Genomic DNA, 18,777 nt, shown 5'->3' on the forward strand with positions numbered 1-18,777 from the left:
AGTGGCTATGGGGGATCGGCACGACTATGTCGCCCTGGAATGGGTCAAGGGCGAAATCGCCGAGACGCTCAACCAAGCGCGTCAGGCGCTGGAAGCATTCGTCGAGAATCGCGAGGACAGCACGCGCCTGAGCTTCTGCCTCACCTATGTCCACCAGGTCCACGGCACGCTGCGGATGGTGGAATTCTTCGGGGCCACGCTGTTCGCCGAGGAAATGGAACGGCTGGTCCAGGCGTTGCTGGAAGGCCGCGTCGCCGATCAGGACGAGTCGCTGCAGGTGCTGATGCAGGCGATCCTGCAGCTGCCGGTGTATCTGGATCGCGTGCACAGCACGCGCACCGATCAGCCGCTGCTGCTGCTGCCGCTGCTCAACGAGCTGCGCGCCGCGCAGGGCGAGCCGCCGCTGTCGGAAACCAGCCTGTTCGCGCCGGATCTTTCCGCGCCGATCCCCGCGCTGTCCCGCGACTCCCTGGCGCGGCTGAACACGCCGGAATTCCCCCAGCTGCTGCGCAAGCTGCGGCAGTTGCAGCAGGTGGCCATGGTGGGCCTGCTGCGCGGCCAGGAAACCGACAAGAACCTGGCCCAGCTGGAAAAGGTTTACCTGAAACTCGCCGATCTGGGCCGCGAGTCGCCGCTGGAGCCGCTGTGGGAAATCGCCGCCGGCGTGGTCGAGGGCCTGGTCAGCGGCAGCGTGCCGGGCGGTGCCCCGGTACATGGCCTGCTGCAACAGCTGGATCGGGAACTCAAGCGCCTGGTGAGCGAGGGTCCGCAGGGGTTCAACAATCCCGCCCCGCAGGAGCTGACCAAGGACCTGCTGTTCCACTTGGCCAAGGCCAGTTTCGAAACGCCGCGCATCGCCGAACTCAGGGCGCGCTTCCGTCTTGACCAGGCACTGCCGGGGCAGGGCGCCACGACCGCCGCCGAGCGCGGCTCGCTGGTCGGCCCGGATCGCGGCGCGATCCGCTCGGTAGTTGCCGCGCTGTGCGAGGAACTGGTGCGCATCAAGGACAGCCTCGACCTGTTCGTACGCAGCGACCGGCGCAATCTCGGCGAACTGGCCGGCCTGCAGGCGCCGCTCAAGCAGATCGCCGACACCCTGGCGGTGCTCGGCTTTGCCCAGCCGCGCAAGGCCATCCTCGATCAGCTGGACACCGTGCAACTGTTGCTCGACGGCGGCAAGGCCGCCGATGACGGCGCGCTGATGGACATTGCCGGCGCGCTGCTCTACGTCGAGGCGACCCTGTCCGGCATCGCCGGCATGGACAACGACAGCCAGAACGAACAGAGCCGCCTGCCGACCACCGATGTGGCGCAGATTCACCAGCTGGTGATCCGCGAAGCGCGCACCGGCCTGGAGCAGGCCAAGGACGCCATCATCGAGTTCATCGCCTCGCAATGGAATCACGAGCATCTGGCCCGCGTGCCCGAGCTGCTCACCCAGGTGCGCGGCGGGCTGGGGATGATTCCGCTGCAGCGCGCCGCCGAACTGCTGGAAGCCTGCAAGCGCTACATCTGCGAACGCCTGCTGGAACCGCGCGCGGTGCCGGACTGGCAGCACCTGGATACCCTGGCCGACGCCATTACCGGCGTCGAGTACTACCTGGAACGCCTCAGCGAGGACCACGCCAGCCAGGGCGAGCTGATTCTCGACGTGGCCGAGGAAAGCCTGTGCAGTCTGGGCTATCCGCCGCGCGCGACGGCGCCGCAGCCCGATGCGGCGACGCCGGCGCTGGACTGGCTGGCCGACGACATGCGCGAGCCCCAGCCGGCGCCGCAGTCGGCGGCGGCCCCCGCAACGCTGGCGGGCTTCGTTGACGAGCTGTTCGCGGCGCCCGAGCCGGGCAGCGATCAGCCGTCGCCCGCGCCGCTGCCCTCCATATTCGAACTGCTGGAGCTGGACGCCGAGGGTCTGACCCCCGAGGCCGCACCGCGCCGCGAGCCGCCGCCGGCCGCGCCGCTCACGGTGGCCGATGTACTGGCCGCGCCGGTGCAGGCCATCAATCCGCCCGCCCAGGACGCCCCTCCCAGCCTGCTGCCGCCGCCCGCCGACGAGGAGCCGGTGGACGAGGAATTGCGGGACGTCTTCATCGAGGAAGCCGGCGAGGTCCTGGAAACCATCCACCAGTACTTGCCGCAATGGCGCGCCAACAGCGACAACCGCGAGGCGCTCACCGAGGTGCGGCGCGCCTTCCACACCCTCAAGGGCAGCGGCCGCATGGTGCGCGCGCTGATCATCGGCGAGCTGGCCTGGGCGGTGGAAAACCTCTTCAACCGCCTGCTGGACCGCAGCATCGAAGCCACTCCGGCGGTGCACGAGCTGGTCGGTGAGGTGGTGGCACTGCTGCCGGAGCTGGTCGAGGAGTTCGCCGCCAAGGCGCAGCGCCAGCGCGACGATGTGGACCGCCTGGCCGCCAGCGCGCATGCCCTGTCCCGTGGCCAGCAGCCCGCGTCGCCAGCGCCCCAAGCGGTGGCCGCGGACGAAGGCACCGACGGCAACTGCCTGGACCCGCAACTGCTGGACATCTTCCGCAACGAGGCGGAAAGCCACCTGGAAACCCTCGACCAGTTCCTCGCCGAGTGCGAGCAGGTCCTGCCGCAGCCGGTCAACGATCGCCTGCAGCGCGCCCTGCATACCCTCAAGGGCAGCGCGCACATGGCCGGTATCCTGCCGATGGCGGAGGTCGCCATGCCGCTGGAGCGGCTGGTCAAGGAATTCCACAACCACCAGATTCCGGTCGATCGTGAACTGGCCGCGCTGCTCGCCCGGGCCCGCGAACTGTTGCAGCAGGGCCTGGCGCAGCTGGACAGCACGCCGCATGCGCCACTGCCGGGCAGCGAGGCGTTCCAGAGCGCGGTGCAGAACCTGCAGAAGGAGCGGCTGAGCCAGGCCGAGGCCAAGCGCACCAGCAGCGAGCCACACGCTTCCGAGCTGCTCGGTCGGCATCTGGGCAACCATATCGACACCCTGCTGGACAGCGAGGAGCTGCTGGCCGGCTGGCGCGATCAGCCGTCGGCGGCCAGCCCGCTGGGCGATCTGCGCGCCGCCGTGGAGGCGCTCTGGCAGGGCGCCCGGCAGGCCAAGCTGGCGCCGCTGGCCTCGCTCTGCGAGGCGGTGTCGCAGGTGTATGCCGCCGTGGCGGAGCAGGGCCTGGCCACCGATGCGCGCTTCTTCGAGGAAACCCTGGCGGCCCACGAGGCACTGATCGGCATGCTCGATCAGGTGGCCGCGGCGCTGCAGGTCAGCCCGCGCCCGGACCGGATCGCCGCGCTGACCGCGTTGCTGGATTCGCCGGCGTCGCTGGCGGAACCCGCGTTCGACTTCGATGCGCTGCCCGACAACCTGCTGGAGCTCGAGCCCCTCGAACTGGCCTTCGATGCGCTCGACGAGGCGCCGTTGACCCTGGACGAGACGCCCGCGCCGCAGGCGGAAGCGGTACAAACCCAGCCGCTCGATACGCTGGACGAGGAAATGATCGAGATCTTCCTCGAAGAGGCGGGCGACATCCTCGACAGTGCCGCCCAGCTCCTCGAGGACTGGCTGGCCGATACGCAGGATCTGGATGCGCTGGCCGGCCTGCAGCGCGACCTGCACACCCTCAAGGGCGGCGCGCGCATGGCCGGGGTGGCGCCGATCGGCGATTTGGCCCACGAACTGGAATTCCTCTACGAAGGCCTGATGCAGCAGCGCTTCACCGCCGAGCCGACCCTCGCCTGGCTGCTGCACAAGTGCCATGACCGCCTGACCCAGCAGATCGAGCAGCTGCAGGCCCGCGAGCCGGTGACACTGGCCACCTCGCTGATCCGCGCCGTGCAGGACTACCGCGAAACCGGCGCCGTCAGCCTGGAACCGCAGGGCGCCGAAGCGCCGCCAGCGGCCGCCAGCACGCCCGAGGGCGACCTGTGGGCGGCGCTGGAAGCCGCCGATGGGCTGGAACTGGATGGTTTCGGCGAGCTGGAGGAAATCGAGCTGCAGGCCCCGGCCGAAGAAGAAGAGCCGGAGCTCGAGGCCGAAGTCGAAGTCGACGCCCTCGACGTGCAGGCCGACCCGGAGCTGATGGCACTGTTCCTGGAGGAAAGCTTCGGGCTCATCGAGGACGCCCGGGAAGCCCTGCAGCGCTGGCGCGCCGATCCGTGCAACGGCATCGAGATCGAGACCCTGCAGCGCGACCTGCACACCATCAAGGGCTGCGCGCGCATGGCCGACGTGCAGCCGATCGGCGACCTGGGCTACGAGCTGGAAATGCTCTATCGGCAGCTGGCCGATGGCCGCCTGCGCAGCGGCGAGACGCTGTTCGAGCTGCTGGAGCGCAGCCACGCGCGGGTCAAGACCCAGCTCGAGGCGGTGCGCGATGGCCAGCCGGTACCCGGCGGCGAGGAACTGATCGCGGCGCTGCAGCAGTATGTCGCCGCGCCCGAGGAGCAGCTGAGCGAGCCGCCCAGCGTGACGCTGCAACCGGCCAGCGAGCCGGCCGTCGAAGCGCCGGTCACGCCCGCCCCCGTGCCGCCCGCCGCCGCCAGCGAGGTCGACGAGGAGATCCTGGAGATCTTCCGCGAGGAGGCCGACGAGCTAATCGAGGCGCTGCAGTCCTGCATCCAGGACTGGGAGGCGATGCCCGAGGCGGTGCCCTTCGACGATCTGCTGCGCATCCTGCACACCCTCAAGGGCGGCGCCCGGCTGGCCGGCCAGGCGCATATCGGCACCCTCAGCCACGAGTTGGAGCAGCGCCTGATCGAGGCGCGGCAGAAGGGCGAGCCGCAGTCCGACGCGCTGTTCGCGCTGGTGCGGAACGAGTTCGCCATCCTGCAGGCCGCCGTGGACGGCCTGCGCGGCCTGCTCAACGAGGAGGACCTGGTGGCCTCGGCCGCCCCGCCGCTCGCCCCGCCGCTGCCGGCCGCGCCACTCGCCGAGCCTGACGCCCCGCTGGCCGGGGCGCCGGCCCAGGCGCTGGCGCCGATCGAGCCGGTCGCGTCTGGCGCCCGGGTGGTGCTGCCTTTCGTGCGCCAGGCCGAGGAGGCCCGCGAGGCCGCCGCGCGCCGCGCGCCGCAGGAGCTGGTCAAGGTGCCGGCCGACCTGCTCGACAATCTGGTCAACCTGGCCGGCGAAACCTCGATCTTCCGTGGCCGGGTCGAGCAGCAGGTCAGCGACGTCGGCTACACGCTGGGCGAGATGGAAGCCACCATCGAGCGGGTGCGTGACCAGCTGCGCCGCCTGGATACCGAAACCCAGGCGCAGATCCTCAGCCGCTACCAGGCCGAGGCCGAGCGCGCCGGCTACGAGGACTTCGACCCGCTGGAGATGGACCGCCATTCCCAGCTGCAGCAGCTGTCGCGGGCGCTGTTCGAATCCGCCTCCGACCTGCTGGAGCTCAAGGAAGCCCTGGCGCTCAAGAACCGCGACGCCGAAACCCTGCTGCTGCAACAGTCGCGGGTCAACACCGAGCTGCAGGAAGGCCTGATGCGCACCCGCATGGTGCCGTTCGACCGCCTGCTGCCGCGCCTGCGGCGCATCGTGCGCCAGGTGTCGGCGGAGCTGGGCAAGCAGGTCGACATGGTGATCGGCAACGCCGAAGGGGAAATGGACCGCAGCGTGCTGGAGCGCATCATCGCGCCCATGGAACACATGCTGCGCAACGCCGTCGACCACGGCATCGAGCCGGTCGAGGCGCGGCGTGCCGCCGGCAAGCCGGATCAGGGCACCATCAGCCTCAACCTGTCCCGCGAGGGCGGCGAGATCGTGCTGACCCTGGCCGACGACGGTGGCGGCATCCGCCTGGACGCCGTCCGCCGCAAGGCCATCGAGCGCGGCCTGATGGCCCCGGACAGCGAGATCACCGACCACGAGGTGCTGCAGTTCATCCTGGCGGCCGGCTTCTCCACCGCCGAGAAGATCACCCAGATCTCCGGACGCGGCGTGGGCCTGGACGTGGTGACCTCGGAAATCAAGCAGCTCGGCGGCTCGGTGAGCATCGAGTCGGCCGAGGGGCAGGGCACGCGCTTCATCATTCGCCTGCCGTTCACCGTCTCGGTCAACCGGGCGCTGATGGTGCACTCCGGCGATGACCTGTACGCCGTGCCGCTGAGCAACATCGAAGGCATCGTGCGCGTCTCGCCCTATGAGCTGGAGGCCTACTACGGCCCGGACGCGCCGCGCTTCGAGTACGCCGGGCAGCGCTACGAGCTCTGCTACCTGGGCGACCTGCTGAACAACGGCCAGCAGCCCAAGCTGATGGGGCAGACCCTGCCGCTGCCGGTGATCCTGGTGCGCTCGGCCGACCACAGCGTGGCGGTGCAGGTGGACAGCCTGGCCGGCTCGCGGGAAATCGTGGTGAAGAGCCTCGGTCCGCAGTTCGCGCGGGTGGCCGGCATCTCCGGCGCGACCATCCTCGGCGATGGCCGCGTGGTGGTAATCCTCGACTTCATGACCCTGCTGCGCAAGCGCCAGCTGCTGGCGCTGCCGCTGCGCGCCGCCCAGCCGCAGCTGGCGGTCGAAGCCGCCGCGCCGGAGAGCGAAACGCATGCCCTGACCGTGATGGTGGTGGACGACTCGGTCACCGTGCGCAAGGTCACCACGCGCCTGCTCGAGCGCCAGGGCATGAACGTGGTCACCGCCAAGGACGGCGTGGACGCCATCACCCAGCTGCAGGAATTCAAGCCGGACATCATGCTGCTGGACATCGAGATGCCGCGCATGGACGGCTTCGAAGTGGCCACCCTGGTGCGCCACGACCCGCAGCTGGCAGACCTGCCGATCATCATGATCACCTCGCGCACCGGCGATAAGCACCGCGAGCGGGCCATGGCCATCGGCGTCAACGATTACCTGGGCAAGCCATACCAGGAATCCCAGTTGCTCGAATGCATCCACAGCCTGGTAGGCCGCCCATGACCGCCCGCATCGCGATCCTCGCCGACACCTCCCTGCAGCGCCACATCCTTCAGCGGGCGCTGGCCGGCAGCGGCTATCAGGTGGTGTTCAATCAGGACCCGGCCGGGCTGGCGCCGGCCGAGCTGCACGGCTGCGCCGCCGACCTCTGGCTGGTGGATCTGGCCCAGGGCGAAGACCTGCCGCTGCTCGACGACTTGCTGGAGGGGGAAACCCCGGTGCTGTTCGGCGAGGGCAAGGCGCCCGAGCGCAGCTCGGAACATTACCCGCGCTGGGAACGCAGCCTGTTCGGCAAGCTCAAGCGCCTGGTCGGCGACCCGGCCGCCGCGGTGGGGCCGAGCCTGCAGGGACTGCTGAACGAGAACGAGACCGTCGAGCCGCTGAGCCTGCCGGCGAGCCTGGCTCAGGCACCGGCCGAGCCGGCCCGCGAGGTCTGGCTGCTGGCCGCCTCGCTGGGCGGTCCGGTGGCGGTAAAGGCCTTCCTCGACGCGCTGCCGGCCGGCCTGCCGGTGGCGTTTCTCTACGCGCAGCACATCGACGCCGCCTTCGAGGCCAGCCTGCCGCAGGCGGTGGGTCGCCACAGCCAGTGGACGGTGCGCCCGCTGCAACCCGGCGCGCCGCTGTGCAACGGCGAGGTGCAGGTGGTGCCGATCGCCAACGAACTGGCCTTTGCCGCCGACGGCAGCCTGACGCTGCTCGAACGCGGCTGGCCGGAGCCGTACAGCCCGTCCATCGACCAGATGATGCTCAGCCTCGCTGGCCAGTTCGGCGCGCGTTGCGGGGTGATCACCTTCAGCGGCATGGGCAGCGACGGCAGCGCCGCCGCCGCCTATGTGCGCCGCCAGGGCGCGCCGATCTGGACGCAGAGCGCCGACAGCTGCGTCTGTTCCAGCATGCCCGACAGCCTGCGCGAAGGCGGCTACAGCGAACTCAGCGGCAATCCGCGCGAACTGGCGGCGGCGCTGGTCAAGCACTTGGCCGAGCGTCCCCGGGATGCCTAAAGGAATCCGAACATGAGCGAAACACCCACCCTTCCGAGCACTGTCAGCAGCCTGACTGCGCTGCTGATGCCGCTGCACGATCGCAGCCTGCTGCTGCCCAACGTGGCCATGGCCGAGCTGGTGCCCTACCAGACCCCGGAGCGCCGCGAGGCCATGCCGGACTGGCTGCTGGGCTACATCGGCTGGCGCAACCTGACGCTGCCGCTGCTGTCGTTCGAGGTGGCCAGCGGGTCGCGGACCGAGGTCGGCCGTAACGCCCGCATCGCGGTGCTGAACGCCATCGGCGACCGCCCCGGCACGCCGTTCCTGGCCCTGCTGCTGCAGGGCATCCCGCGCTCGCTCAAGGTCGACGCCGAGCTGCCCGCCGCCGCCGGCACCCTGGCGCCGCTGGAGCTGGCGGCGGTGCGTATCGGCGACGAGCTGGTGAAGATCCCCGACCTGGAAGGCCTGGAGCAGAAGCTGGCGGATGCCGGGCTGATCTGAGTGGCTTCGGGTGATCATGGCGCACGGTGCTGGCTGAAAATCCGTCGGCCGGCATAAAGCCGGCCCTACAGGGTTGGCCATCAAGATATTTACGACATGCAGCGTGGCGGGTTTATCCCGGCCGCCGTGGGCGGGGTGGTGCGCGGTGTCGGCTGGAAATCTGAAACGGGCCTCCCCTAGCCCGTTCCGTTAGAAATCCCCCCACAGCTGCTGCGCCACGCTAAGCGCCACCACCGGCGCGGTTTCCGTGCGCAGCACACGCGGCCCCAGGCGGGCGGCGTGGAAGCCGTGGCTTTTCGCCTGTTCCACCTCGGCCTCCGACAATCCCCCCTCGGGGCCGATCAGGAAAGCCAGGCTGGTCGGCCGGGCACGGCTGGCCAGCGGCTCGGCCACCGGGTGCAGCACCAGCTTGAGCTCGGCCCGCACCTGGCGCTGCCAGTCGTCCAGGCCAAGCGGCGCATGGATCACCGGCAGCACCGAGCGTCCGCACTGTTCGCAGGCGCTGATGGCGATCTGGCGCCAGTGGGCCAGGCGCTTGTCGGCGCGCTCGTCCTTCAGGCGCACCTCGCAGCGCTCGCTGACCAGCGGGGTGATCTCCGCCACGCCCAGCTCGGTGGCCTTCTGGATCGCCCAGTCCATACGCTCGCCGCGCGACAGGCCCTGGCCCAGATGGATGCGCAGGGGCGACTCGGCCAGGCCGTCGAAGACTTCGCGCAATTCCACGCTGACGCTCTTCTTGCCCACCTCGGCCAGCTCGCCCAGGTATTCCCGGCCGCTGCCGTCGAACAGCTGCACCGCGGCGCCCGGCGCCAGGCGCAGCACGCGGCCGATGTAATGGGCCTGGGCCTCCGGCAGTTCGTGGCGGCCGAGGGACAGCGGGGCATCGATGAAAAAACGGGAAAGGCGCATGGGCAGGTGCGGGGTAGCCAGTGGGAGGTGGCAAGCTTAAAGCACCCGGGCGGCCGTAGGGCGGACAACGTTGTTTTTGGGCCGCCGTTGCGGTGTGCACACGGCGGCCGGAAAGACGCCGACCGCCGATGTAGTCCGCTACCCCGGATCACGAAACTCCGCCGGCCCGCCGGTCGGCATGGCCACGCTGACGGCGGTGCGGGTGGCTAGCTCGATGCCTTCGCCGGCCACCTCGGCCAGAAAGTCGATCTGCTCCGGGGTGATCACATACGGCGGCAGCAGGTACACCACGTTGCCCAGCGGGCGCAGCAGGGCGCCGCGCTCGAGGGCGTGGCGGTAAACCGCCAGGCCGCGGCGCTCCTGCCAGGGGAAGGGCGCTTTGCTGGCCTTGTCCTGCACCAGCTCGATGGCCAGGGCCATGCCGGTCTGGCGCACTTCACCCACCTGCGGATGCTCGGCCAGGTGCGCGCAGGCGAGACCCATGTGCGCGGCCAGCGCGCGGTTGGCCTCGATCACGTTGTCCTGCTCGAAGATGTCCAGCGTGGCCAGCGCGGCGGCGCAGGCCAGCGGGTTGCCGGTGTACGTGTGCGAATGCAGGAAGGCGCGCAGGGTCGGATAGTCGTCGTAGAAGGCCTGGTACACCGTATCGGTGGTCAGCACGGCGGCCATCGGCAGGTAGCCGCCGGTGAGCGCCTTGGACAGCACCAGGAAATCCGGGGTGATGGCCGCCTGCTCGCAGGCGAACAGCGTGCCGGTGCGGCCGAAGCCGACGGCGATCTCGTCGGCGATCAGGTGCACGCCATAGCGGTCGCAGGCCTCGCGCAGCAGGGTCAGATAGATCGGGTGATACATGCGCATGCCGCCGGCGCCCTGGATCAGCGGCTCGACGATGACGGCGGCGACCTCGTGGTGATGCTCGGCCAGGGTGCGTTCCATGTGACTGAACATCTGCCGCGAGTGGGTTTCCCAGTCCACCCCGGGGGCGCGATGCCAGCAGTCGGGGCTGGGCACCTTGAGGGTGTCGAGCAGCAGCGGCCGATAGGTTTCGGTGAACAGCGCCACGTCGCCCACCGACATGGCCGCCACGGTTTCGCCGTGGTAGCTGTTGGTCAGGGTGACGAAGCGCTGCTTGCCCGGCTGCCCGGCGTTGCGCCAGTAGTGGAAACTCATCTTCAGCGCCACCTCGATGCCCGAGGAGCCGTTGTCGGCGTAGAACACCCGCGCCAGGCCGGGCGGCGCCAGGCGCGCCAGGCGTTCGGACAGCTCGATCACCGGCTGATGGCTGAAGCCGGCGAGCATCACATGCTCCAGCGTGTCGACCTGCGCCTTGATGCGCTCGCCAATGCGCGGATTGGCATGGCCGAACACGTTTACCCACCAGGAGCTGACCGCGTCCAGGTAGCGCTTGCCGTCGAAGTCCTCCAGCCAGACGCCCTCGCCCCGGCGGATCGGAATCAGCGGCAGCTGCTCGTGATCCTTCATCTGCGTGCAGGGGTGCCAGAGCGTCGCCAGGTCGCGGCGCATCCATTGATCGTTGAGGCTCATGATGCTCTCCCGGGGCGAAAACCCGGCGAGCCTAGCACGAAGTGCGGGGCGCTGTTTCTATCGGCTGGTTCGATGGGTTGAAGCGAAAAAATTCGCTTTTATCCGATAGGTTTGTCGGTAGTCTTTATATCCATCGAACGCAAGGAGCTTGCCATGCAGTGGCGCAATTCAACCCGCAATTACGGTCTGACCAGCATCCTGCTGCACTGGGGCGTGGCCCTGGCTGTGGTCGGCCTGTTCGCCCTGGGCCTGTGGATGCGCGGGCTCAACTATTACAGCGAGTGGTACCGCACCGCGCCGGACATCCACAAAAGTGTCGGCCTGATCCTGCTGGCGGTGATGGTGCTGCGCCTGGTCTGGCGCTGGATCAGCCCGCCGCCGGCGGCGCTGTCCACGCACAGCCCGCTGGTGCGCCTGGCCAGCACGGCCGGACACCTGACGCTGTACGCCGGCCTGTTCCTGGTGATGCTTTCCGGCTACCTGATCTCCACCGCCGATGGCCGGCCGATCAGCGTGTTCGGCTGGTTCGAGGTGCCGGCGCTGATCACCGGCATCCCGCGCCAGGAAGATGTGGCCGGCGACATCCATTTCTACGCCGCCTGGGCGCTGGTGATCCTCGCCGCGCTGCATGCCCTGGCGGCGTTCAAGCACCACCTGATTGATCGCGATGACACCTTGCGGCGCATGTTCGGCCGCGCCAAACACTGAAATTCACCAAGGAGAGTTCCCCCCATGTTGAAGAAGACCCTTACCGCACTGACCCTGGGCGCCGCCCTGTTCGCCGGCCAGGCCATGGCCGCCGACTACGTGATCGACAAGCAGGGCCAGCACGCCTTCGTCAACTTCAAGATCAGCCACCTGGGCTACAGCTGGATCTACGGCACCTTCAAGGACTTCGACGGCACCTTCAGCTTCGACGCCGCCAAGCCGGAAGCCAGCAAGGTCAACGTGACCCTGAAGACCGCCAGCGTCGACACCAACCATGCCGAGCGTGACAAGCACCTGCGCAGCGGCGACTTCCTGAACGTCGACAAGCATCCGACCGCCACCTTCACCTCTACCGGCGTGAAGTCCACCGGCCAGGGCACCGCCGACATCACCGGCAACCTGACCCTGAACGGCGTGACCAAACCGGTGGTAATCGCCGCCAAGTTCCTCGGCGAAGGCAAGGACCCGTGGGGCGGCTACCGCGCCGGCTTCGAAGGCACCACCAACATCAAGATGAAGGACTTCGGCATCAAGATGGATCTCGGCCCGCAGAGCGAGAACGTCGAGCTGATCCTGACCGTGGAAGGCGTGCGCAAGTAAGCTCGCCCCCTCCGTGCAAAACGCCGGCCTTCGCGCCGGCGTTTTGCATTTAGGGTGCCCGCCGCAGCGCCGGGCTCAGGCGCAGCATATCGAGGCAGGTGCTGGCCAGGCGCTCGGCCTCCTGGTGCAGGTCGTGGCTGTCGGGCAGCAGCAGCCACTCGCGAATCAGTCCCGACACGCAGGCATGTAGCGTGCGCGCCGCAGCCGGCAGGTCGAGGGTGGCGGGCAATTGACCCTTGTCGACGGCGTTGGCCAGCGCCTGGGTGATGATGTCGTGACACTCCCGCACGGCGGTGGGCAGGAACTGGCCTAGGCCGCAAGTGGCATCGGTGTATTCGCAGCGAAACAGCAGGATCTCGTTGAGGCGACGGAAGCCGGGATCCCGCGCGGACAGCTGGAACAGGCGGGTCAGCAGCCGGTGCATATGGCCGAGCGGATCCTTTTCATCGGGGTCGCGCGTGGCGGCCTCCAGTTCACCGAGCGGCAGGCTGCGGTTATCCAGCAGCGCCTGGAACACCTGATCCTTGTTTTCGAAGTGCCAGTACACGGCGCCACGGCTGATGTTGGCGGCCCGCGCGATGTCCGCCATCGAGGTGCGCGAAAGGCCTCGTTCGTGGAAGCAGAGCTCCGCGGCATCGAGAATCTGCAGGCGGGTGGCGAGGGCTTCTTCTTTGGTGCGTCGGGCCATGGTTACGGGGCTCTGCTCCGGCGCACACAGGCACGCGGAGCAATATTTGGAAAGGGATCGGCTTATTTACAAACAATCATGGATGTAAGTATATTGCGCCGTCAAATTCACAGTGTTGCAGAGGACGGGAGAGGCCTTGCCGTTCTCTTCCCGCGTTTCTGCTTTCTACCCTTCACGAGGTTGTCCATGTCGATCAAGCCCGCCCATGTGGCTCTGATTCCCGTGTTTGCTATCGCGACATTGCTTGCTGCTTGCAAGGATCAGGCGCCGGCCCAGGGCGCCGCCGCTCCGGCCCCGTTGGTCGGCATCGTTACCCTGCAGGCCCAGCCCTATGCGCTGACCACGGTATTGCCGGGGCGCACCACCGCCTATCGCAGCGCCGAAGTGCGTCCGCAGGTGAACGGCATCATCCAGAAGCGCCTGTTCGATGAAGGCAGCGAAGTGAAGGCCGGCCAGCAGCTGTACCAGATCGACGCCGCCGTCTACGAAGCCACCCTGAAGAGCGCCGAAGCCACCCTGGCCTCCACCCGTTCGCTGGCCGAGCGCTACGCCGAGCTGGTCAAGGACAAGGCGGTCAGCCAGCAGGCCCACGACGAGGCACGCGCCGCCTACCTGCAGGCCCAAGCCAGCCTGGAACAGGCGCGCATCAACGTGCGCTACACCAAGGTGCTGGCGCCCATCGACGGCCGGATCGGCCGCTCCTCGGTGAGCGAGGGCGCGCTGGTCAACAACGGCCAGGCCCAGCCGCTGGCCACCATCCAGCAGCTCGATCCCATCTACGTCGACGTGACCCAGCCCAGCTCCGAGCTGCTGCGCCTGCGCAAGGATCTGGCCGCCGGCCGCCTGCAGAAGGCCGGCGAGAACGCCGCGCAGGTCAGCCTCAAGCTGGAAGACGGCAGCACCTATGCGCACACCGGCAAGCTGGAGTTCTCCGAAGTCAGCGTGGACGCCAGCACCGGCTCGGTGACCCTGCGCGCGCTGTTCCCCAACCCGGACAAGCTGCTGCTGCCGGGCATGTTCGTGAAGGCCGAGCTGGTCAGCGGCGTGCTGGAAAACGCCATCCTGGCGCCCCAGCAGGGCATCGCCCGCGATCCGCGTGGTCGCCCGATGGCCATGGTGGTGAACATGGAAGGTGTGGTCGAGGCACGCGTCGTCGAAGCCGAGCGCGCCGTGGGCAACCGCTGGCTGGTCACCTCCGGACTGAAGGCCGGCGATCGCCTGATCACCGAAGGGCTGCAGTTCATCAAGCCGGGTGTGCCGGTGCAGACCAAGCCGGCCGGTAATCTCGCCGCCGACCAACAGTAAATCGGGAAGTCGTCATGCCTAATTTCTTCATCGATCGCCCGATCTTCGCCTGGGTGATCGCCCTGGTGATTATGCTCGCTGGCGGTCTGGGCCTGCTGCAGCTGCCGGTCAGCCAGTACCCGAGCATCGCCGCGCCGGCAGTCAACATCAGCCTGACCTACCCGGGCGCCTCGGCGCAGACCGTGCAGGACACCGTCATCCAGGTCATCGAGCAGCAGATGAGCGGCCTGGACGGCATGCGCTACATGTCCGCCGAAGCCAACAACGACGGTACCGGCTCGATCAAGATCACCTTCGAGCAGGGCACCGACCCGAACATCGCCCAGGTGCAGGTGCAGAACAAGCTGCAGCTGGCCACCCCGCTGCTGCCGATGGAAGTGCAGCAGCAGGGTATCCGTGTCACCAAGGCAGCCGGCGGCTTCCTGATGGTGGTGGCGCTGGTGTCCACCGACGGGCGCTACAGCAACATCGACCTCTCCGACTACGTGATCTCCAACATCCAGGACCCGCTGTCGCGGACCCCGGGCGTGGGTGACTTCACCGTGTTCGGTTCCTCCTACTCGATGCGCATCTGGCTCGACCCGGCCAAGCTGGTGAGCTTCGCGCTGACCCCCATGGACGTCAGCGCCGCCATCAAGGCGCAGAACGTGCAGGTGTCCACCGGCCAGCTCGGCGGCCTGCCGGCGCTGCCCGGTCAGCAGCTGACCGCGACCATCACCGGCAAGACCCGTCTGGAAACCCCCGAGCAGTTCCGCAACATCCTGCTCAAGGTGAACACCGACGGTTCGCAGGTGCGCCTGGGAGACGTGGCGCGCGTCGAAATGGGCGCCATGCGTTCCAACATCGGCGCCAAGTACAACGGCATGCCGGCCACCGGTATCGCCGTGACCCTGGCCACCGGCGCCAACGCCCTGGCTACCGCCGAAGCGGTGCGCGCGACCATCGGTCGTCTGGAGCCGTTCCTGCCCGAAGGCATGGAAGTGGTCTATCCGTTCGACACCACCCCGGTGATCTCGGCGTCCATCTCCAGCGTGGTGATGACCCTGTTCGAGGCCATCGTGCTGGTGTTCCTGGTCATGTACCTGTTCCTGCAGAACTTCCGCGCCACGCTGATCCCGACCCTGGCGGTGCCGGTGGTGATCCTGGGCACCTTCGGCGTGCTCTTCATGTTCGGCTACAGCGTGAACACGTTGACCATGTTCGCCATGGTGCTGGCCATCGGCCTGCTGGTGGACGACGCCATCGTCGTGGTGGAAAACGTCGAGCGGGTGATGGCCGAGGAAGGCCTGCCGCCGCGCGAGGCGGCGCGCAAGTCCATGGGTCAGATCCAGGGCGCGCTGGTGGGCATCGGCATCGTGCTGTCCGCCGTATTCCTGCCGATGGCCTTCATGGCCGGCTCGGTGGGTGTGATCTACCGCCAGTTCGCCGTCACCATCGCCTCGGCCATGGCCCTGTCGGTGCTGGTGGCGCTGATCTTCACCCCGGCGCTGTGCGCCACGCTGCTCAAGCCCATCCCCAAGGGCCATCACGAGGCCAAGCGCGGCTTCTTCGGCTGGTTCAACCGCAAATTCGAAAACGGCGTGCACCGCTACGAGCGCGGCGTGAAAGGCTTCCTCAAGCGTCCGCTGACCTTCGGCCTGGTCTGGGTGGGCATCGTGGCCGCCGTGGTGGTGCTGTTCCTGCGCGTGCCGGCCGCCTTCCTGCCGCCGGAAGACCAGGGCGTGATGTTCGTGCAGATCCTCACCCCGGTGGGCTCGTCCTACGAGCGCACCGAGAAGGTGGTCGATCAGTTGCGCGACTACCTGCTCACCGAGGAAGGTGACGCGGTGAAGAGCGTGATGAGCGTGCAGGGCTTCAGCTTCGCCGGTCGCGGCCAGAACGCCGCGCTGATGTTCGTCGGCCTGAAGGACTGGGCGCAGCGTCCGGACGCCAAGGACGCGGTGTTCGCCCTGCAGCAGCGCGCGCAGATGCGCTTCTTCCAGTACCGCGACGCCATGGCCTTCGCCATCGTGCCGCCGTCGGTGATCGAGCTGGGCAACGCCTCGGGCTTCGACGTCTACCTGCAGGACATGGGCGGTGTCGGCCACGACGCGCTGATGGACGCCCGCAACCAGCTGCTCGGCATGGCCGCCCAGCACCCGGCCCTGGTCGGCGTGCGTCCCAACGGCCTGAACGACGAGCCGCAGTACCAGATCCTCATCGACGACGAGAAGGCGCAGGTGCTGGGCCTGTCGATGAATGACATCAACAACACCCTGTCCATCGCCTGGGGTTCGGCCTATGTGAACGACTTCATCGACCGCGGTCGGGTGAAGAAGGTGTTCATGCAGGCCGAGGCGCACTCGCGCATGAACCCGGAAGACCTGGACAAGTGGTACATCCGCAACAACAGGGGCGAGATGGTGCCGTTCAGCGCCTTCGCCACCGGCACCTGGACCTACGGCCCGCCCAAGCTGTCGCGCTACAACGGGGTGGAGTCCATCCAGATCCAGGGCGCCGCCGCGCCGGGCTACAGCACCGGTGACGCCATGGCCGCCATCGAGGAAATCGCCGCCAAGCTGCCCAACGGCGTCGGCATCAGCTGGACCGGCCTGTCGTTCGAAGAGCGCATGTCCGGCAGCCAGCTGCCGATCCTGCTCGGTCTGGCGCTGCTGGTGGTGTTCCTCGCCCTGGCCGCCCTGTACGAAAGCTGGTCGATCCCGTTCGCGGTGATGCTGGTGGTTCCGCTGGGCCTGCTGGGTGCCGTGATGTTCACCCTGGGCCGTGGCCTGACCAGTGACGTGTTCTTCAAGGTGGGCCTGCTGACCACCATCGGCCTGACCGCCAAGAACGCCATCCTGATCGTCGAGTTCGCCAAGGATCTCTACGACCAGGGAATGGGTCTGGTCGACGCCGCGGTGGAAGCCTGCCGCATGCGTCTGCGTCCGATCGTCATGACCTCGCTGGCCTTCACCATGGGCGTGGTGCCGCTGGCCCTGGCCACCGGCGCCGGCTCCGGCAGTGCGCACTCCATCGGCACCGGCGTGGTTGGCGGCATGTTCACCGCCACCGTGCTGGTGATCTTCTGGGTGCCGCTGTTCTTCGTCATGGTGACCGCGCTGTTCAAGACCCCGCGCAAGACTGAGCGCAACGGAGAGGCACAATGAACAAGTCCGCATTGACTCTGGCCCTGGCCGTGGCGCTGACCGGCTGCTCGCTGGCCCCCGACTACCAGCGTCCCGAATCGGGACTGCCGGAGCGCTGGACCCCGGCCGCGCTGCAGGCCGACGCCGGCCAGGTGGCCAGCGTGCCGGCCGCCGAGCTGGGCTGGCAGGGCTTCTTCCGCGATGCTCGTCTGCAGCAGCTGATCGGCATCGCCCTGGAGAACAACCGCGACCTGCGCGTCGCCACCCTCAACGTGGAAGCGTTCCGCGCCCAGTACCGCGTGCAGCGCGCCGACCTGTTGCCGAGCGTAAGCGCCGATGCCGCCATGAGCCGCACGCACACCCCGGCGGCGGTGAACCCGCTGGCCGGCACCAACACCCAGTACAGCGCCACCCTGGGGCTGTCCTGGGAGCTGGACCTGTTCGGCCGGGTGCGCAGCCTGCGTGACCAGGCGCTGGAACAGTACTTCGCCAGCGAAGCCGCGCAGCGCAGCGCCAAGGTCAGTCTGGTGGCGGCGGTGGCCAATGCCTGGCTGGCGCTGCAGGCCGACCAGGCCCTGCTGCAGGTGGCCAGCGACACGCTGAAGACCTACGAGGAAAGCCTGACGCTGACCCAGCGCAGCTACGACGTGGGCGTCGCCTCGGCGCTGGATCTGAGCCAGGCCAGGACCGCCGTGGAAAGCACCCGGGGTGCACTGGCGACGTACACCCGGCTGGTCGCCCAGGGCCGCAACGCACTGACGCAACTGCTTGGCGGCCCGGTCCCGGCGGAACTGCTGGAGCCGACCGGCCTGGACGCCGACCTGCTGGCCGAGGTGCCGGCCGGCCTGCCGTCCGACCTGCTGCGCAACCGTCCGGACATCCTGCAGGCCGAGCACCAGCTGCGCGCCGCCAACGCCAATATCGGCGCGGCGCGCGCGGCATTCTTCCCGCGCATCGGCCTGACCGGCGCCGCCGGCTTCGCCAGCGGCGAACTGTCCGACCTGTTCGGCTCCGACGCCGACTACTGGAGCTTCACGCCGAGCATCAGCGTGCCGATCTTCAACGCCGGCCGCCTGCGCGCCAACCGCGACTACGCCGAGGTGGCGAAGAACATCCAGGTGGCGCAGTACGAGAAGGCTATCCAGACGGGCTTCCGCGAAGTGGCCGACGGACTGGCGGCACGGGCCACCTACAGCGACCAGGTCCAGGCGCAGCGCAACCTGCTGGCTGCCAGCGAGGAGTACTACCAACTGGCCGAGCGTCGCTACCGTGGCGGTGTGGACAGCTACCTCAACCTGCTGGTCGCCCAGCGACAGCTGTTCGCGGCGCGTCAGGGACTGGTCGGCGACCGCCTGGCGCAGTTGATCAGCGAAGTGGACCTGTACAAGGCCCTCGGCGGCGGCTGGCTGGCCGACGAGCCGCAGAGCTGATCGCTTTGGCATAAACCAAAACGCCGCCCCTCGGGGCGGCGTTTCTGTTTGCGTAAGGTCTGTTTCGGTGGCGGGTCGGAGTTGCGGGCCGCAGCCAGAA

Annotated in this window: 11 protein-coding genes; 8 read left to right on the forward strand and 3 right to left on the reverse strand. The window is 68.3% G+C overall.

Features of this window, described 5'->3' with window-relative positions:
• Nucleotides 1-7: 7 nt before the first annotated feature.
• From VL129_RS12425 to VL129_RS12435, 3 genes are read left to right on the forward strand one after another with little or no spacing between them, the layout of a single operon-like run.
• A complete protein-coding gene (locus VL129_RS12425; RefSeq protein ID WP_325413310.1) occupies nt 8-6,886 on the forward strand; it encodes a hybrid sensor histidine kinase/response regulator in 6,879 nt (2,292 codons plus the stop codon).
• Nucleotides 6,883-7,884, forward strand: a complete 1,002-nt coding sequence (locus VL129_RS12430; RefSeq protein ID WP_325413132.1) for a chemotaxis protein CheB — start codon at nt 6,883-6,885, stop codon at nt 7,882-7,884. Before VL129_RS12425 ends, VL129_RS12430 begins: the two co-directional genes overlap by 4 nt.
• A 12-nt stretch (nt 7,885-7,896) precedes the next feature.
• On the forward strand, nt 7,897-8,367 hold the full coding sequence (locus VL129_RS12435; protein ID WP_325413134.1) for a chemotaxis protein CheW: 471 nt from the start codon (nt 7,897-7,899) through the stop codon (nt 8,365-8,367).
• 189 nt (nt 8,368-8,556) lie between these two features.
• Here the strand turns inward: VL129_RS12435 and VL129_RS12440 are convergent, their stop codons facing one another.
• Complete coding sequence (locus tag VL129_RS12440) at nt 8,557-9,276, reverse strand: 16S rRNA (uracil(1498)-N(3))-methyltransferase (protein WP_325413136.1); 720 nt, start codon at nt 9,274-9,276, stop codon at nt 8,557-8,559.
• A gap of 138 nt (nt 9,277-9,414) precedes the next feature.
• A complete protein-coding gene (locus VL129_RS12445) occupies nt 9,415-10,821 on the reverse strand; it encodes an adenosylmethionine--8-amino-7-oxononanoate transaminase (protein ID WP_325413138.1) in 1,407 nt (468 codons plus the stop codon).
• Nucleotides 10,822-10,974: 153 nt separating this feature from the next.
• Between VL129_RS12445 and VL129_RS12450 the strand changes: the two genes are divergently transcribed.
• The gene (locus VL129_RS12450; RefSeq protein ID WP_325413140.1) at nt 10,975-11,529 is read left to right on the forward strand and encodes a cytochrome b; all 555 of its coding nucleotides are present in this window, start codon (nt 10,975-10,977) and stop codon (nt 11,527-11,529) included.
• A gap of 24 nt (nt 11,530-11,553) precedes the next feature.
• Entirely contained in the window at nt 11,554-12,129 is a 576-nt protein-coding gene (locus tag VL129_RS12455; protein ID WP_325413142.1) for a YceI family protein, read from the forward strand.
• A gap of 49 nt (nt 12,130-12,178) precedes the next feature.
• Here VL129_RS12455 and VL129_RS12460 read toward each other — a convergent pair whose 3' ends face one another.
• Nucleotides 12,179-12,817, reverse strand: a complete 639-nt coding sequence (locus VL129_RS12460) for a TetR family transcriptional regulator (protein ID WP_325413144.1) — start codon at nt 12,815-12,817, stop codon at nt 12,179-12,181.
• Nucleotides 12,818-13,003: 186 nt separating this feature from the next.
• On the opposite strand from VL129_RS12460, the gene VL129_RS12465 reads away from it, so the two are divergent.
• Genes VL129_RS12465 through VL129_RS12475 form a run of 3 tightly spaced genes read left to right on the forward strand, consistent with a single transcriptional unit; the run spans nt 13,004 to nt 18,677 of the window.
• A complete protein-coding gene (locus tag VL129_RS12465; protein WP_325413146.1) occupies nt 13,004-14,122 on the forward strand; it encodes an efflux RND transporter periplasmic adaptor subunit in 1,119 nt (372 codons plus the stop codon).
• A 14-nt stretch (nt 14,123-14,136) separates the two neighbouring features.
• Nucleotides 14,137-17,268, forward strand: a complete 3,132-nt coding sequence (locus tag VL129_RS12470) for an efflux RND transporter permease subunit (RefSeq protein ID WP_325413148.1) — start codon at nt 14,137-14,139, stop codon at nt 17,266-17,268.
• Nucleotides 17,265-18,677, forward strand: a complete 1,413-nt coding sequence (locus VL129_RS12475; protein WP_325413150.1) for an efflux transporter outer membrane subunit — start codon at nt 17,265-17,267, stop codon at nt 18,675-18,677. The genes VL129_RS12470 and VL129_RS12475 overlap by 4 nt, the downstream gene beginning before the upstream one ends.
• Nucleotides 18,678-18,777 lie beyond the last annotated feature (100 nt).

The organism is Pseudomonas sp. (assembly GCF_035497915.1).
GTDB lineage: Bacteria > Pseudomonadota > Gammaproteobacteria > Pseudomonadales > Pseudomonadaceae > Serpens.

Coding starts and splice junctions, on each gene's coding strand:
- VL129_RS12425 (WP_325413310.1), top strand. CDS start 8: ATGGGGGATCGGCACGACTATGTCGCCCTGGAATGGGTCAAGGGCGAA.
- VL129_RS12430 (WP_325413132.1), top strand. CDS start 6,883: ATGACCGCCCGCATCGCGATCCTCGCCGACACCTCCCTGCAGCGCCAC.
- VL129_RS12435 (WP_325413134.1), top strand. CDS start 7,897: ATGAGCGAAACACCCACCCTTCCGAGCACTGTCAGCAGCCTGACTGCG.
- VL129_RS12440 (WP_325413136.1), bottom strand. CDS start 9,276: ATGCGCCTTTCCCGTTTTTTCATCGATGCCCCGCTGTCCCTCGGCCGC.
- VL129_RS12445 (WP_325413138.1), bottom strand. CDS start 10,821: ATGAGCCTCAACGATCAATGGATGCGCCGCGACCTGGCGACGCTCTGG.
- VL129_RS12450 (WP_325413140.1), top strand. CDS start 10,975: ATGCAGTGGCGCAATTCAACCCGCAATTACGGTCTGACCAGCATCCTG.
- VL129_RS12455 (WP_325413142.1), top strand. CDS start 11,554: ATGTTGAAGAAGACCCTTACCGCACTGACCCTGGGCGCCGCCCTGTTC.
- VL129_RS12460 (WP_325413144.1), bottom strand. CDS start 12,817: ATGGCCCGACGCACCAAAGAAGAAGCCCTCGCCACCCGCCTGCAGATT.
- VL129_RS12465 (WP_325413146.1), top strand. CDS start 13,004: ATGTCGATCAAGCCCGCCCATGTGGCTCTGATTCCCGTGTTTGCTATC.
- VL129_RS12470 (WP_325413148.1), top strand. CDS start 14,137: ATGCCTAATTTCTTCATCGATCGCCCGATCTTCGCCTGGGTGATCGCC.
- VL129_RS12475 (WP_325413150.1), top strand. CDS start 17,265: ATGAACAAGTCCGCATTGACTCTGGCCCTGGCCGTGGCGCTGACCGGC.